Raw genomic sequence first — 15,012 nt, 5'->3', positions numbered from 1 at the left:
GTTTGGTTGGGCACAAATAACAAGGAACCGGTAGGGGGAATTTCGACAATTTTGATGAAAAATGGTAGGAGCAGAGTGTCTCTTATGTGCCATTAGCTGCCCGTTAGCAATTACTAATATACGCTGACTTCGAAGCGTTAACGCCGTGCACAGTGCTAGGTTTGACAGTCCGTTGCTGCTCCTTGTTAAGTGCAGCCAGGAACATACTTAGCCCATAGCTGCTCAAAATCACTTTTTGAAATAGAAATACCTTCAAATTCCTGTTCCGAATTTATTTCTTCCAATGATGGAACAACATCGATTCCTAGCCTCGTGCTGTTGGACTCTATATCCTCATATGCATAACCAACCGTTCCACCTGGAAAGAACTCTAGCTTCCTAGTTTCGAATTCATCTGGCCCAATTTCAGAGACCAAACGAATTGGTTCGTCTTTAAAATCATGATTCCATTGCACGTCAATATATCTCATAAGCACTTAACAAGTTTATAGCGAGCCAATCACGCGTTTTTCTGCAGTAGCATCGCTTATTTTTTAAATGACCTATTTTTACCAAAGCCACTAACTAATTGCTAGCGCTAAGAAAATAGAGTTGGAATGTAGTTTGGTCTAGGACAAAAACGTGCGATTGGATCATTCCTGACTAAGCAAGCAAATTACTTTAAACGAATAAAAAAAGGAAGGTTGAATGTCTCTAGATCGCTCACTACAGCCCCAGGCTGCACATCCAAATTACCGGATAAAAAAGTAAGACTCAACCGTGCCAGCTCGACCAATTTTAAATTAACTGGATAAACTCTTGAGACATTCAACGACAGTGCCACCCTCAAAAGATAAATGCTTCGTATTGTTGTCGAGCATCTTGAACTTACCTTGCACAATATCTCCTACATTTGGAAGTCCACGAAATGCGTCACCGGAAAATAATTGCAGTTCATCTTGTACTATTTTTGACTTAACGTCCCTAACAATGCTTTTCGAGTTATTTTCAACTTCGGTATAATCAAATTCAATCGTGTAATTAATCTCAGACTTCTTTGACTTGTCAGTGATTATTACTCTCCCTTCTTGAATAGAAGTTTTACTCTCAAAGTTATATCGAGTGGTATATTCATTTACACCAAACATCGTTTCACTCAACTTATGAGATTGCTTACAAGACCAATATTCAATGGTTTCCGCTTTTGCGTTTAGTGGAAGAAGTAAAAATAAAAAAGAGATTAGTTTATACATTACGTTCCTTGTGAAGCTGACAAGCTATCGAATTTCAATACTCACTTTAGATTGATAGAATGACTGCAGTTCGCTCATCACGGCCTGATAGGGATATCCCCATCAGGCAATAATTTATACCTCTATAGACTCCGATATTTCCAGTGCATCGTCAACCTCAATCCCCAGGTAACGAACGGTACTTTCCAGCTTTTTATGGCCGAGGAGCAACTGAACCACCCTGAGGTTCTTGGTTTTCTTGTATATCAGATATGGCTTTGTACGACGCAGAGAATGAGTACCATACAGGCTGTGATCTAAATGCAAAGCAGATATCCAACCATGAAATATCCTGCTGTACTGACGCGTACTAAGATGCTCAGAATCCTTTAGGCGGGATTTAAAGAGGTAATCGTTAGCATCTAGTCCAGCTATAGCAATCAAGGCAATTACAGACTCTCTGGTGGCCTTAGTGATTTCGAATTGCACCGGACTTCCGGTTTTCTTTTGGGTTATCGTAGCCCTGGATAATATTCTACGACCATGGGAAATATCAGATACTTTCAGTGATACTAAATCACAGGCGCGAAGCTTACTATCAAGTGCCATGTTGAATAATGCCAAATCACGGTGATTGTTCGTTAGTTCAAGCCGGACTCGGATACCCCAGATATGAGATATTTTCAGCGGTTTACGCTGTCCTACGATTTGAGCCTTGTTCCAGGGAATGAAAGGTTTGTCTTGAGTAAAGTGATTCATACAGCGCTCCTTTTATCGAAAGCGCTTTAATTATCACCGATGATTGTATATTCTAATTCTCGAGTTGCCGCCAGGAATCTGGACGGCTTCAATGAGCGACAAGCGGACATTGAGTTTTAATTACACCTCTAGCGTTCTCATAATCCCGCATCTTTCAACTGTATCGTCTGTAGAGCAAGCTTTCTTCATTATTTGAAGCTCTGACTTTAATACATTCAACTCCTTAATACGTTGGTTGACTAAATCAAGCTGGTTTGCAATTAGGCCATTTATTGAGGAGCAGCTTTCTTCTGGTTTGTTCTTCAGATCTAGCAAGATCTTAATATCTGCCAATGTGATATCGAGGCTTCGACAATGCTTTACGAACTCTAACTCCTTCAGAGCTTTTTCATCATATAACCGAAAATTTCCTTCGCTACGACTAGGCGAATTCAGTAACCCTTCTTTTTCGTAATACCTAATTGTTTGTATTGAACAGCCAGATACCTTGGCTAGTTGGCCTATTTTCATATTAATTTCAATTCTAGCTTGACTCTATAGTTACTATAGGTTTTATAGTTCTGTTATGCAAAGCATAAACTACCTAAGTGATGGTGATATGAACGAGACATATTTATCTGAAACAAAAATCTTAAATTTTAGTCACGACGCTATTCAACGATTAATTAAAGAACGAGGCTGGCAGAATTTAGATGATTACAACAAGATAGGTGCTGCTTACACTTATGTTAAAGACGAAATTCAGTTCGGCTATAACCGCAGTGATGATATTACAGCAAGTGAAGTTTTGGCTGATGGTTATGGCCAGTGTAACACCAAGGGGAACTTGTTAATGGCTCTACTACGGGCGCTCGGTATTCAGTGCCGATTTCATGGATTTACGATTGACCAACAACTGCAAAAAGGCGCTATTCCCGCTTACGTATTTTGGCTTGCGCCTAAATATATTATTCATAGTTGGGTTGAAGTCTTTTTTGATGGTGAATGGATTAACTTAGAAGGTTTTATCCTCGACAATGATTATCTAAGCTCAGTTCAATCTAAGTTCAATCAAGATAAAGGGAATTTCTGTGGATATGGGATCGCAACCACCTGTTTGGAGAAACCTCAGACTGAATGGATAGGAAAAAATACATACATTCAAAAGGAAGGCATTCATGATGACTTTGGTTTATACAACTCGCCAGATGAATTTTACAGCGAGAAAGGCACTAATTTGTCAGGCGTAAAACGCTGGTTATATCAGTCGGTGATTCGTCATCTTATCAATATGAATGTTAATCGCCTGAGAAACACCGTTAACAAAGCTAGAGATGAAAATGCACAGCCACAATCATAGTCACCACCATGCACACGAGAAAAATGAACGCATTGGTTGGACATTTTTTCTAAATGTTACTTTTACCATCATTGAATTCATCGGCGGTTGGCTAACTAATAGTACAGCAATCATGGCTGACGCAGTCCATGATTTAGGTGACAGCATATCTATCGGTTTTGCTTGGTTGTTGAGTCACTTTTCAGATAAACAAGCATCTTCGACTTACAGTTACGGTTATAAGCGATTGTCACTGTTTGGTGCCTTAATAAATAGCGTTGTCTTAATTGCTGGCTCTATCTTTATTTTGTTTGAAGCCATTCCTCGATTATCTAACCCAGAAATGCCAATGGTTGAGGGAATGCTAGGATTGGCATTACTTGGGGTTACAGTAAACGGTTATGCCGTATATAAACTTAAGGCTGGAACCACATTAAATGAAAAGGTATTAACATGGCATCTATTAGAAGATGTCCTTGGCTGGGTTGCTGTTCTAATCGTATCAATTATCTTGATGTTTGTGGATTGGCCTATTTTAGATCCATTGTTATCTATCGCTTTTACACTTTTTATTTTATTTAACGTTCTAAAAAACTTAAGGTCTACGTTAGCATTATTTTTACAAGCGTCACCTGATAAAGAAACACAAACCAAGATAACCGAAGCCTTACTTTTGAAATCTGAGGTGAGAGAAATTCATCACTTGCACTATTGGTCTTTAGATGGCGAAAGTCATGTGCTAACAGCGCACCTTGTCTTGAATGCTCCGTATGATGTTCCCAAGTTACAATCACTCAAGCAAGTAATTTCTGAAGACTTAAGCGATTTTGAATTGTCGCATACCACCATAGAGTTTGAATTTCCCGATGAAGTTTGCAGAGATGATTAACATTTTAACCTAATTGCGGGCTTAGATTTGTACTCAGAAATTTGTTAAATTACCAACGTCTAATGAAGAGAATAGAATATTGAACACCAAAATTGCTTTAAAAATACTGCTGATAATATCGATTGTTTTACAATCGTTTGTCGCTGTATCTGCAAGCATGGAAACTCATCAGTTAGACGTTGAGCATATCCAAACCATTCATGACCACGAAACAGATCATTCTCCTCAGTTAGATAGTGATAACGAACATGATATTGAGGACTGCCACCATTGCGGACACTGTAGTGGCAACCATACCAGTTGGATTTTAGTAAAAGCGTTTGTACCAAACCTGTCTTTAAATCATTCACATAACTTCAACAAATTAACTTTATTGCCTTTGGGCGTTCAATCTAGGCTCTACCGACCACCTATCACTTAACTTTTTACTCCATACAGTGCGCTTTTGCGCAAACACAATTTGGTTTAATAAAAGTTAAGAGTCATTATGAATAATATTTTTCGAACTACTGGCGTAGCGTTAGTAGTCATTCTTGCTGTGTTTTCAATAAACACAGCACTGGCTAATGAAAGTCAAAATAACACACAACACGATGAACATTCGCATGAACATGAAAAGTCTATCAAGAAAGCTACTGATGAGCATGACCATGCAGAGGATGAAGAACATAAAACCGAGAGTCTCGTTAAAGAAGAGGAACATGTTGAGGGGATTTCTTTAAGTGCTGAAAAGGTTGAATTAGCAGGCATAAAAATTGAGGCGTTGTTTCCAAAGAAATACCAGAATATGGTTTACGCTCCCGGAGAAGTGAAAGCAAACGGTTATAAAAGCTATCTTGTGTCGCCTCGCACAGATTCTGTGGTTATCAATCGCCATGCGAGCTTAGGCGACCACGTAAAGTCCGGACAAAAATTAGTTACCTTGTTCAGCGAAACAATGGCTGAAACTCAAGCGGATTTTTTAATTGCCTCTTCTAATTGGAAGCGAGCGAAAAAGCTAGGAAGCAATAACATAAGCGAACGCACACTTGTTGAAGCAGAAAACATCTATAAAGGCGTTTATGGCAAGTTGGTCGCTTTTGGTTTAACAAAACAAGCAATTGATAAAATAGCGCAACAAGGTAGCGCTACGTTTGGGCAGTACGTGCTTATAGCTGAGCGGGAAGGCGTTGTATTACAAGATGACTTCATGCAAGGTCAGCGCATTGAAGCGGGTGAAACCATCATGTTACTTGCCGATGAGACAGACCTTTGGGTAGAAGCAAATGTTCCTCCTAATAAAGAGTTAAATTTATCATTAGGCAGTCCTGCCTTAATTGATTTGAATGGTATTAAATACCAAGCCAATGTCATTCAAGAAGCTCACACTATTGATCCAATTACACGAACCCGAATAGTAAGGCTTTCGGTTACGAATACAAAACATAAGCTTCATTCAGGTATGTTTGTGAAGGTTTATTTTCAGTTTGAATCAAAAGATGAAGTCATTGCAGCACCAGAAGAAGCGTTGATGAGAAGCAGTGACGGTGATTGGACTGTATTTATTGAAGACCATCCAAATGAGTTTAAAGCAGTAGAAGTAACAAGAGGTCGAGCTTTTGGCGAATATCGAGAAATTATTGGTATTGAATCTGGAACAAAAGTCGTTACCCGTGGTGCTTTTTTTGTCGCCTCTGAGATAGCTAAGGGCGGCTTTGACCCGCACAATCATTAGGGAGGCCAGTTATGTTTAATCGAATTATTGATTGGTCTATTAACAATAGATTGCTCGTGCTAATCGCACTATTTGCATTAATCGCAAGTGCTGTTATCACCATACCTAAGTTGAATTTAGATGCGTTTCCAGACGTTACAAACGTGCAAGTTGCTGTTAATACTGAAGCGCCGGGTTTAGCCGCAGAAGAAGTTGAGCAACTTATCACATATCCAATTGAAGCTGTGATGTACGCATTACCAGATGTAGAACAAGTGCGCTCTATTTCAAAAACAGGTTTGTCGGGTGTCACTGTAGTCTTTAAAGAAGGCACGGATATATATTTTGCAAGACAATTGGTATTTGAGCGCCTACAGGCTGCAAAGGAACTGATACCTGCTGGGGTTGGGACACCAGAGATGGGACCAAACACTTCCGGCTTAGGACAGGTATTTCAATATTTGCTGATATCAGATGAGGCAAGTAAGTATGATTCAATGGCGCTTAGAAGCCTGAATGACTGGATCATTAAACTACTAATAATGCCTGTAGACGGCGTAACAGATGTGCTGTCATTTGGTGGTAACGTTCGTCAATACCAAGTTAATGTCGATCCTTCCAAATTATTATCCTACGAGTTAACCCAAGAGGATGTGGTATCAGCGCTTGAAAATAACAACGCCAATGTCGGTGGCTGGTACATGAATCGAGGGCAAGAACAGCTTGTTATTCGTGGTACTGGTTGGTTCGAAAATGGTGAAGAAGGTATTGAGAATATTCAACAGGTACCTGTCAAAACACTTAATGGTGTAGTTGTTACTGTTTCGGATATCGCTAAAGTAGAGCTTGGTGCTGAGATCAGACAAGGCGCTGTCACTATGACCCGTAAAACGAACAATGGCAGTGTTGAGAACTTAGGAGAGGTGGTCTCTGGCGTCGTATTAAAGCGCATGGGTTCTAATACCAAAGCGACAATAGATGGAATTAACGCAAGAACTAAGCTTATTAATCAGGCATTACCTGAAGGTGTAAGATTTGAGCCTTTTTATGACCAAGCTGACTTAATTGAAAAAGCAGTGGCAACTGTTGTAGAAGCCCTTACTTTGGCTTTTATTTTTATCACTATTGTACTTGCGCTCTTTTTAATGAATTTAAGAGCTACATTTCTAGTGCTTATCTCAATTCCAGTTTCTATTGGCATTGCATTAATGGTGATGGCTTGGTTGGGAATTTCAGCCAACTTGATGTCGCTCGGCGGCATCGCAGTGGCTATTGGCATGTTAGTCGATGGGTCAGTTGTTATGGTTGAGAACATGTTTAAACACCTAAACAGACAACTAGAAGGCGATAGCGCTGATGCAAGTATTAAAGCTAAACAAAAGTTAAAATTGGCAGGCAAAGAAGTTGCTCGTCCTATCTTTTTTGCGGCTTCAATTATTCTCGTTGTTTTTACGCCACTGTTTAGTTTCGAAGGTGTTGAAGCAAAGCTATTTCAGCCAATGGCTATCAGCATTATGCTAGCGGTGGTGTCAGCTATTGTAGTAGCTTTGTTTATTGTTCCTGCACTTGCCACTATTATGTTTAAGCAAGGGGTGAAAGAAAGGGAAAGTTTGATTTTAAAGCCTATCGACATTTTGTATCGAAAGTTGTTGAGAATCGCATTAAAGCAAACCAAGTTTGTTGTTTTCGTGTCATTAGCTCTCGTCGCTTCAGCAGCGGCCATTCTTCCACAAATTGGGACAGAATTCGTGCCAGAGCTAGAAGAAGGAACGATTAACCTCAGAGTGACACTAGCCCCTTCTTCAAGTTTGGAAACAGCGCTATCTGTTGCTCCAATATTGGAAGAAAAGCTAATGGCTTTCTCTGAAGTAACTTACGCATTAAGCCGAATTGGTCGAGCAGAAATTGGCGGCGACCCAGAGCCAGTAAACAACATTGAAATCTACATTGGCCTTAAGCCTGTTTCAGAATGGACAAGCGCCTCTAATCGTTATGAGCTGCAAGATAAAATGGAACGCTCATTAGAGGAGTTTCCGGGTCTTTTACTAAATTTCTCTCAGCCTATTGCTACTCGTGTGGATGAGTTGTTATCAGGAGTTAAAGCACAGCTTGCGATTAAATTATTTGGCTCAGATTTACAGGTACTTGCAAACAAAGGGCGGGAAATAGAAACTGCAATTAAGTCTATTGAAGGTGCTAAAGATGTTGCACTTGAGCAGATTGCAGGTGAAGCACAGCTTGTTATCGCTCCTAATAGGCTTGAGCTTTCTCGATATGGTTTATCTGTTGGTGATGTCATGGAAGTGATTCAAGACGGTATTGGTGGCGTTGAGGCTGGACAGATTATCAACGGTAACGAACGTTATGATATTTACGTGCGCCTAGATGAGGAATTTAGAGCCAATAGTGAAGCAATAGCCGATATTAGACTGCAATCTCCTACAGGAGCTTGGGTACGCATTGGCGATGTAGCTTCTGTGTCTTTTGAGTCTGGCCCTCCACAAGTTAGGCGAGATGATGTACAGCGTCGAGTGGTTATTCAAGCTAACGTCCAAGGCCGTGACATGGGAGGTGTGGTTGAAGATATTCAATCAACGATAGCATCAAAAGTAGAATTGCCAGCAGGTTATTCGGTGTCGATTGGTGGGCAATTCGAAAGTCAGCAGCGAGCGCAGCAGCGTCTTTCTATTGTCGTACCGTTGTCATTGGCTTTGATAGCTTTGCTCCTTTATTTTGCATTTGGTTCATTAGGACAAACGATGCTCATCCTACTTAATGTACCATTAGCTGTTATCGGCGGCGTATTTTCACTATATCTTTCGGGTCAGTATCTATCAGTTCCAAGCTCTGTTGGCTTTATTACCTTGTTTGGTGTGGCGGTGCTTAATGGTGTGGTTATGGTAGAAAGTATAAATCAACGCATCAAAGATGGGATTGCAACAGCAGATGCAATATTTGATGGTGCGACATCAAGGTTGCGTCCGGTGCTTATGACAGCTATCACATCAGCGTTAGGTCTAATACCTATGTTAATGTCAAATGGAGTCGGCTCCGAGATTCAAAGGCCACTTGCTAGCGTAATTGTTGGTGGCTTAATTACAGCAACATTACTCACGTTATTTGTTGTACCAAGCTTGTATAAGTTTTTCTCTAAAGGAAAAATTAAAGACTTTACGTCATAACAACTCTATATAGCCCCATTTTATTTTTCTGTGGGGCTATTCATACGATTTGCTCCCAGATTACAAAGTCACATGAAGGTCTGTTAATGGCACAGGCTGTGTGAATATTAAAAGTAGCTTCTTAAAATCGAAAAAATCCAATCAATTTCGTGACTGAGATTTAATTTTGATCCGATTTCAAGCCTAAGTAGGTAAAAATTTTACATAGCATCACGTAATTTCTTATATTGAAATGGTTTTCACACAGTCTGGGCACATAAGAGACACTCACCAGAGGCTCAACATGAGCTTGGTTAACTGCCAAATCATTAGTATTGGGTACTTGGTCGGCTTGATTGATTGGAATACCAAATAGATACCAAATTTGTAGACTTGAGGTGTATTAATAACATATCAGAACTTATCATAACCACTCAATCCGTTGGCTTTAAAAAATGCTGTTCTCTTTAGATTTTTCGGTACCGTATAGCGCAGTTTTGAACGCTTCACCTGCGTGCCCATTGCGTGCCCGATCGTCAAAACTAGTTATCATTATTAAACAATGAAAATTCTTCTGAACGCCGCATAAATACTGACAAGTGCCCAGTAAGTGCCCACATAGGGGCACTTACTGTTGTTTTGTAGTGGGTTTGTGGTCGCAAACCCATGTGATTGTTGGGCTTGCGGTGTTTTGAAGGTGGTGGGGCGGGGGGGAGTTGAACCCCCGTCTTTACTCTAGACTTTCAAGTGCCTTGGGTTGTTTTTAAGCCAGACTATTTTGAGTTCGAGCGAGAATTGGTCGTTGAGCCGTCATCTTTGTGCCACAAATACCAACTATAAATAATGGGAATGAGCGATGCTGGCAAGAGTAATCCCAGCATTAACCAGGTTAATAGCTGATGTGGTAATGCGAAAGAAATGATTAAGCCAAGCACGCCGGCTAGCATAAATAAACGGCCGCCCAAGTGGTGCGTCTTGCGCCAGTTGTCATCGCTGGATAAGGTCCATGGGGTGCGAATACCGATAAAGAAGTTACTGCGAGTTTTTGATAGAAAATTACCGATCACAATAAATAATATAAATATTGCCACCATAATAAGACGTAGCATTGGCACTTCGTATCCCATGCCCATGGCCAGATTCGCTCCGGCAATCAGGGCCAACATCAAACTCACGGCCAAACCAATCCAGCCTTTGGCTTTCTCTGATTGTTGCAGATTTTCACGGCGAGGTTCAAAATATTTTAAAAATGAGAGCAGCAATAAAATGCCCAGCATTACGACTGGCGGATAAATTAACGCTGTCATCAACGAACCAAAACGATCCGGTTCACCCTGGATATTCCAGTGGTGCGGGATCTGCATATCTAATGGCAGTAGCCAAAGCCCGGTTAAACAGGCAAGCAAGGTCAATAAAAAAACGCCCCAGGCACATCGCATCGCAGACATATTTACTCCTTGTTATCTTTAGAAAAAAGAGAATAAAGTTGGTTAAGTACATCTTCTACGACACTGGTTTTCAAACTGTACATTATGGTGGTTCCCTGTCGTTGGGTGGCCACCAAATCTGCCGATTTGAGCACATTTAAGTGTCCTGAAAGAGTGGAACGCCCGACATTGAGCTGCACGGCGATATCGCCAGCGCTGAGATCCTGTTTTTTTAACAACGCCAGGATATCCCGGCGCACAGAACTGGATAATGCCTGATAAACGTCAGCCACTTACAACCTCTTAACCTAGTTGGTAATTTTTATATTTCGTAATTTAGCGAAATAACGAAATAAAAGCAAATTAAAGACGAAATAAGCTAATATCAATGCCACTGAGTGGCAATTCATCAGGGGCCCATTTACGGCCCTTCCCTAACTCTGAGCTGTTGGCATTGGTCCCCGCGCGCACTATCGCTATTTTTTGGTTGCGCTATAGCAATGGCATGAATACTATCAGGATTGGACTATTCTTTAGTTAACTGGATGAATTAAGGGCAAAATAATGCAGAAACAAGAAGATGGTAGTATCGCCGAGAAGGTAGATAAAATAGATGTATCAACCTTAGCGCAATATATCGATAAGTATTCTGAAATGTTGATCGATTTTGCAATTAGCTTTGTTATTGCGCTGATTGTTTTGCGCATTACCCTCTGGGTGGCCAATGCTATCGTGCGTTTTTTGGGTCGGGCAATGGAACGGCGCGAGGTTGAAGTTACCTTAAAGAAATTCCTCGAAGATATTATCTCAACCGTTTTGAAAGTGATATGTATCATCATTTTCGCCTCGATGGTGGGTATTGAAACTACCTCACTTATCGCGTTGCTAGGTGCCGCTGGTTTGGCGGTTGGCCTGGCGCTGCAAGGCAGTCTCGCCAATTTTGCCGGCGGTATTTTGATTTTGATGTATCGTCCGTTTCGAGCCGGTGATTTTATTAATGCCCAGGGGCAAAGTGGTACGGTTGATGAAATTCAGATTTTCAATACTGTATTAAAAACCCCGGACAATAAACGCATATTCATACCTAATGGTCTGTTATCGAATGGTAGTCTGGTGAATTTCTCATCAGAAGATACCCGCCGGGTCGATTTTGTGGTGGGCATCAGTTACGACGACTCCATTAGTAAAGCCAAACAGGTCATCAATGATTTGCTCGACAAGGATGAACGCTTGTTAAAGGAGCCAGAGCGCACGGTAGTTGTCGGAGCTCATGGTGCCAGTAGCATTGATCTTTATGTGCGGGTCTGGGTTAACAGTGGCGATTACTGGGATGTTTATTTTGAATTTATGGAAAACATTAAGCTAGCGTTTGATGAGAATGGCTTATCCATTCCTTATCCGCAGCAGGACGTGCATGTGCACCAGGTAGCAAAGCAGGATTAAATTAGGATAGACTGGGCGAAAATGTTAACGAATGCCGATTTATGGAAAACTATTCGCCCTCCTGCGAACGTAATAAACAAGTGATATTAGAACAAATAGCACCACGATTACCTCAGAACGCTACCGTTTTTGAAATAGGCAGCCTTTCCGGGCAACACGCTTTGCATTTTACTCAATACCGAAAGGACATGCGTTGGCAATGCAGCGATATTGAAGAAAATTTGCTGCCGTTAGCCAATAATATCCAATCTTTTGGCAGTGACAATCTGCTCGCACCCGTGCATTTGGATTTAAGCCGGGCTGACACCTGGCAACACCAGCAAGTCGATTGTATTTATACGGCCAATACACTGCATATTGTCGCGCCGTTGCTAGTTGAAAATATCTTTAAAATTGCCAGTGCCATGGTAAACCCTGGGGGCCAGTTAATGATATATGGACCCTTTAAATACAACGGCCAATATACCAGTGCGAGCAATACAGATTTTCAACAGTGGTTGTTAGACCGGGATCCACAAAGTGGTATTCGTGACTTTGAATGGATTGAAACATTAGCAACTTCAGCTCACTTCCGGCTCGATACCGATATTGCCATGCCTGCTAATAACCAGTTGCTGGTGTTTTATCGTCAATAGCGTTTACGGTATGATGGCCGTTAATACCAATCACATTAAGTTTGGCACAACTCAGAGTTAGGGCAGAGGTTCAGTTACAACATAGATTTTATTGATATAGTCGTTCTATATTAATGAAGTATAGGGCCGTAAATGGACCTCTGATAAACTCCCTACGGGTGAGTTTTAAAGGCACTTATCCTGCGTTACTGATTTTGACAATGGAATAACCATTCTCTGCAATCAAAGCCTTGCCTAAAAGCCTTTAAATTCTCACTGAGTGAGCAATAATTTAATGTGATTGGTATAACTCTTATTTCACTCTTATTTTGAGGTAACCCTATGGTTATGCGTCGCTTGGTCAGTTTTATCGTTGGCAGCAGTATTGTCCTTTCTACATTAGCGGCAGAAGAAATACCCCAAAGTCAGGAAGAATTAGTTAAAAACTTTGCTGAGATACATCAGAATCTGATGGCAAAAGTGGCCGTGGCTGATATGTATTATGGCTGTCAGCTGGCCAAGCAGGATACTCGACAAGACATTGAAAGCCTTGAAACTCTGATTTTAAAAACCGATAGAAATACCTTGGGTCAGCAATTGATTCAATGTTTGGGGGACGATGGTATAGGCTCTGACAGTGCGCTTAATTATGGCATTACCGGCTGCTTTAGTGATCAAACCAAGCACTTGAATCAAGAACAGCAACTCAAAAAGATGGCACAAGTCGAGCAGGCAATAAATACGCTTGGCAAGGAAGAGCGCCAAAAAAGCTTTACCCAATGTGTGAATAATCAAGCTTTGCTCTATTTGCAGATAGAAAATTAGCATCGACTTTTCAGCGATTTAGTACAACAAATCAAAGCCTGTCTTAATCGTCAGGCTTTTTTAATGACCAGGTGTAAGTGCTTGCTTACTGTGTCGGGCTCGTTTTTGAGAAAGGGAATGTGAATCGTTATCATTAATATCCATTTGATTTTATTGTAAAAAACCCTGAATTTCCCCCGAAATATTCTATCCTTAAGTTAGGTGTATCAATACCAGTCACGAATGACGACTGCGCCGTTGTCTTAACATTTCCATGAACCGTTGGTTTTTTTTAGCGCAAAAATGTTAAGCGCATTAATGTTAAGCGCATTAATGTTTGAACGCAGCGTTGATTATCGTAAATATTCGCACTTTTGATGCGCGGATGCGCGCAATTGCAGGGTGCTACGAAAAATGTCTGCAACATTGCGATGTACTGCACACATTTGGAACAAACGCAGTGCACATATTATGCGCCAAAGCTTACGGTTGATATTTACAAAGGGGCGCTTTCCTATCGTGATTGGGATAACAATCGAGGGTAATTATGAAAGGCAATAAAAAGGTGTTGGATGGGTTTAATGCTTTACTCGCCAACGAGCTTGCAGCAATTGATCAGTACTTTATTCATTCTCGCATGTATGACGATTGGGGTTTAAATCGCTTGTACCAGCGTCTCGAACATGAACGCGAGGAAGAAACGGAACATGCGGATTTCTTAATTAAGCGAATGCTGTTCCTTGAAGGCCAACCCAATATGGTTAAGCGTCGGGATCTGCTAATCGGTACTGACGTAAAGGAAATGATGGAGAATGATCTGGTACTGGAGATGGAGGTTGTTCAGTCCCTAAAAGATGTGATTGGCATTTGTGAACAAGAGCAGGATTATCAATCCCGGGAAATCCTTGAAAAGCTCTTGTACGACACCGAAGAAGATCATGTTTATTGGTTGGAAAAGCAGCTTGGATTAATCGATAAAATTGGCATGAAAAACTATATTCAGTCGCAAATGGGCGATGGTGAATAGGAGGTAGCTATGAAGACATCGAAAGAGTTAATTCAGCAGCTAAATAATGTACTCGCCAATGAATTAATTGCGATTAACCAATATTTTTTGCACGCTAGGATGCACAAAAACTGGGGTTTTAAACGACTTAATAAGGCCGACTATAAACGTTCAATTCAAGTGATGAAAAACGCCGATGAGATTATGGAACGGATACTGTTTCTCGAGGGGTTACCCAACCTGCAACATCTTGGGCGACTGAGAATTGGTGAGCATTGTGAGGAGATGATAGCAGCCAACCTTGCTTTTGAAATGGACTCACTGGATACATTAAAAGCGACGATATTGTTTTGTGAGCAGCACCAGGACTATGTGAGCCGGGATATGCTAGAAGAAATCCTTGAGGATCAGGAAGAGCAAATCGATTGGCTCGAAGCTCAACAATACTTGATTGATAAGGCCGGTTTAAAAAATTATCTGCAAAAAATGATGGATGATGAGTAATACCAATCACATTAAATTATTGCTCACTCATTGAGAATTTACAGTCTTTTAGACAAGGTTTCGGATCACACGGACGATACCGAAAACAAAAATGCCGGCTAACGCCTAACACCGATCAGATAAGCAATCGATCGGTTGACAGGTAAAAGGATCGTACGACAATAGCCCCATCAAATTGATGGG

16 protein-coding genes are annotated in these 15,012 nt (G+C 40.9%); 10 read left to right on the top strand and 6 right to left on the bottom strand.

All coding sequences use genetic code 11. The features are described from left to right. Positions 1-185: 185 nt before the first annotated feature. From ACHUFQ_RS03060 to ACHUFQ_RS03045, 4 genes are all read right to left on the bottom strand, one after another. Entirely contained in the window at positions 186-470 is a 285-nt protein-coding gene (locus ACHUFQ_RS03060; RefSeq protein WP_394172856.1) for a DUF6881 domain-containing protein, read from the bottom strand. A 312-nt stretch (positions 471-782) separates the two neighbouring features. Next, positions 783-1,232 (bottom strand): hypothetical protein, encoded by a 450-nt coding sequence (locus ACHUFQ_RS03055; protein ID WP_394172854.1) that lies wholly within the window; start codon positions 1,230-1,232, stop codon positions 783-785. A gap of 114 nt (positions 1,233-1,346) precedes the next feature. Next, a complete protein-coding gene (locus tag ACHUFQ_RS03050; RefSeq protein WP_394172853.1) occupies positions 1,347-1,970 on the bottom strand; it encodes a tyrosine-type recombinase/integrase in 624 nt (207 codons plus the stop codon). Between the two features lie 120 nt (positions 1,971-2,090). Then, a complete protein-coding gene (locus ACHUFQ_RS03045; RefSeq protein ID WP_394172852.1) occupies positions 2,091-2,480 on the bottom strand; it encodes a Cd(II)/Pb(II)-responsive transcriptional regulator in 390 nt (129 codons plus the stop codon). Positions 2,481-2,568: 88 nt separating this feature from the next. Between ACHUFQ_RS03045 and ACHUFQ_RS03040 the strand changes: the two genes are divergently transcribed. From ACHUFQ_RS03040 to ACHUFQ_RS03020, 5 genes are all read left to right on the top strand, one after another. Then, entirely contained in the window at positions 2,569-3,309 is a 741-nt protein-coding gene (locus ACHUFQ_RS03040; protein WP_394172850.1) for a transglutaminase-like domain-containing protein, read from the top strand. Further along, positions 3,290-4,177 carry a cation diffusion facilitator family transporter gene (locus ACHUFQ_RS03035; RefSeq protein WP_394172849.1) on the top strand — a complete coding sequence of 296 codons (888 nt, stop codon included), beginning with the start codon at positions 3,290-3,292 and terminating at the stop codon, positions 4,175-4,177. Before ACHUFQ_RS03040 ends, ACHUFQ_RS03035 begins: the two co-directional genes overlap by 20 nt. A gap of 79 nt (positions 4,178-4,256) precedes the next feature. After that, positions 4,257-4,598 (top strand): hypothetical protein, encoded by a 342-nt coding sequence (locus ACHUFQ_RS03030; RefSeq protein ID WP_394172847.1) that lies wholly within the window; start codon positions 4,257-4,259, stop codon positions 4,596-4,598. Positions 4,599-4,664: 66 nt separating this feature from the next. After that, entirely contained in the window at positions 4,665-5,891 is a 1,227-nt protein-coding gene (locus ACHUFQ_RS03025) for an efflux RND transporter periplasmic adaptor subunit (protein ID WP_394172845.1), read from the top strand. 11 nt (positions 5,892-5,902) lie between these two features. Then, positions 5,903-9,052: an efflux RND transporter permease subunit gene (locus ACHUFQ_RS03020; protein ID WP_394172843.1), complete on the top strand. Its 3,150-nt coding sequence runs from the start codon at positions 5,903-5,905 to the stop codon at positions 9,050-9,052. 752 nt (positions 9,053-9,804) lie between these two features. On the opposite strand, the gene ACHUFQ_RS03015 is transcribed toward ACHUFQ_RS03020, so the two are convergent. Then, the gene (locus tag ACHUFQ_RS03015) at positions 9,805-10,479 is read right to left on the bottom strand and encodes an SdpI family protein (RefSeq protein ID WP_394172842.1); all 675 of its coding nucleotides are present in this window, start codon (positions 10,477-10,479) and stop codon (positions 9,805-9,807) included. 2 nt (positions 10,480-10,481) lie between these two features. Beyond that, a complete protein-coding gene (locus ACHUFQ_RS03010) occupies positions 10,482-10,751 on the bottom strand; it encodes a metalloregulator ArsR/SmtB family transcription factor (protein ID WP_394172840.1) in 270 nt (89 codons plus the stop codon). Positions 10,752-11,022: 271 nt separating this feature from the next. Here ACHUFQ_RS03010 and ACHUFQ_RS03005 point away from each other — a divergent pair, with 271 nt between their 5' ends. The 5 genes from ACHUFQ_RS03005 to bfr (ACHUFQ_RS02985) all read left to right on the top strand — a co-directional run bounded on the left by ACHUFQ_RS03005 (position 11,023) and on the right by bfr (ACHUFQ_RS02985) (position 14,829). Continuing rightward, complete coding sequence (locus ACHUFQ_RS03005; protein WP_394172838.1) at positions 11,023-11,901, top strand: mechanosensitive ion channel family protein; 879 nt, start codon at positions 11,023-11,025, stop codon at positions 11,899-11,901. Positions 11,902-11,942: 41 nt separating this feature from the next. Continuing rightward, complete coding sequence (locus ACHUFQ_RS03000; RefSeq protein WP_394172836.1) at positions 11,943-12,536, top strand: DUF938 domain-containing protein; 594 nt, start codon at positions 11,943-11,945, stop codon at positions 12,534-12,536. A 321-nt stretch (positions 12,537-12,857) separates the two neighbouring features. Further along, complete coding sequence (locus ACHUFQ_RS02995; protein WP_394172834.1) at positions 12,858-13,340, top strand: hypothetical protein; 483 nt, start codon at positions 12,858-12,860, stop codon at positions 13,338-13,340. Between the two features lie 526 nt (positions 13,341-13,866). Then, entirely contained in the window at positions 13,867-14,346 is a 480-nt protein-coding gene (gene bfr, locus ACHUFQ_RS02990) for a bacterioferritin (protein WP_394172832.1), read from the top strand. Between the two features lie 9 nt (positions 14,347-14,355). Beyond that, entirely contained in the window at positions 14,356-14,829 is a 474-nt protein-coding gene (gene bfr, locus ACHUFQ_RS02985; protein WP_394172830.1) for a bacterioferritin, read from the top strand. Positions 14,830-15,012 lie beyond the last annotated feature (183 nt).

It is taken from the genome of Thalassotalea litorea, assembly GCF_043642205.1.
GTDB classification, from domain to species: Bacteria; Pseudomonadota; Gammaproteobacteria; order Enterobacterales; family Alteromonadaceae; genus Thalassotalea_A; species Thalassotalea_A litorea.
Note: the sequence above shows the minus strand (reverse complement) of the source record. Positions and strands in the feature narration are given on the sequence as shown.

Bases quoted from the DNA above. Each gene is read 5' to 3' on its own strand.
- ACHUFQ_RS03020 (WP_394172843.1), top strand. From the start codon at position 5,903: ATGTTTAATCGAATTATTGATTGGTCTATTAACAATAGATTGCTCGTG.
- ACHUFQ_RS03055 (WP_394172854.1), bottom strand. From the start codon at position 1,232: ATGTATAAACTAATCTCTTTTTTATTTTTACTTCTTCCACTAAACGCA.
- ACHUFQ_RS03000 (WP_394172836.1), top strand. From the start codon at position 11,943: ATGGAAAACTATTCGCCCTCCTGCGAACGTAATAAACAAGTGATATTA.
- ACHUFQ_RS03050 (WP_394172853.1), bottom strand. From the start codon at position 1,970: ATGAATCACTTTACTCAAGACAAACCTTTCATTCCCTGGAACAAGGCT.
- ACHUFQ_RS03060 (WP_394172856.1), bottom strand. From the start codon at position 470: ATGAGATATATTGACGTGCAATGGAATCATGATTTTAAAGACGAACCA.
- ACHUFQ_RS03040 (WP_394172850.1), top strand. From the start codon at position 2,569: ATGAACGAGACATATTTATCTGAAACAAAAATCTTAAATTTTAGTCAC.
- bfr (WP_394172830.1), top strand. From the start codon at position 14,356: ATGAAGACATCGAAAGAGTTAATTCAGCAGCTAAATAATGTACTCGCC.
- ACHUFQ_RS03015 (WP_394172842.1), bottom strand. From the start codon at position 10,479: ATGTCTGCGATGCGATGTGCCTGGGGCGTTTTTTTATTGACCTTGCTT.
- ACHUFQ_RS03045 (WP_394172852.1), bottom strand. From the start codon at position 2,480: ATGAAAATAGGCCAACTAGCCAAGGTATCTGGCTGTTCAATACAAACA.
- bfr (WP_394172832.1), top strand. From the start codon at position 13,867: ATGAAAGGCAATAAAAAGGTGTTGGATGGGTTTAATGCTTTACTCGCC.
- ACHUFQ_RS03025 (WP_394172845.1), top strand. From the start codon at position 4,665: ATGAATAATATTTTTCGAACTACTGGCGTAGCGTTAGTAGTCATTCTT.
- ACHUFQ_RS03005 (WP_394172838.1), top strand. From the start codon at position 11,023: ATGCAGAAACAAGAAGATGGTAGTATCGCCGAGAAGGTAGATAAAATA.
- ACHUFQ_RS02995 (WP_394172834.1), top strand. From the start codon at position 12,858: ATGGTTATGCGTCGCTTGGTCAGTTTTATCGTTGGCAGCAGTATTGTC.
- ACHUFQ_RS03035 (WP_394172849.1), top strand. From the start codon at position 3,290: ATGCACAGCCACAATCATAGTCACCACCATGCACACGAGAAAAATGAA.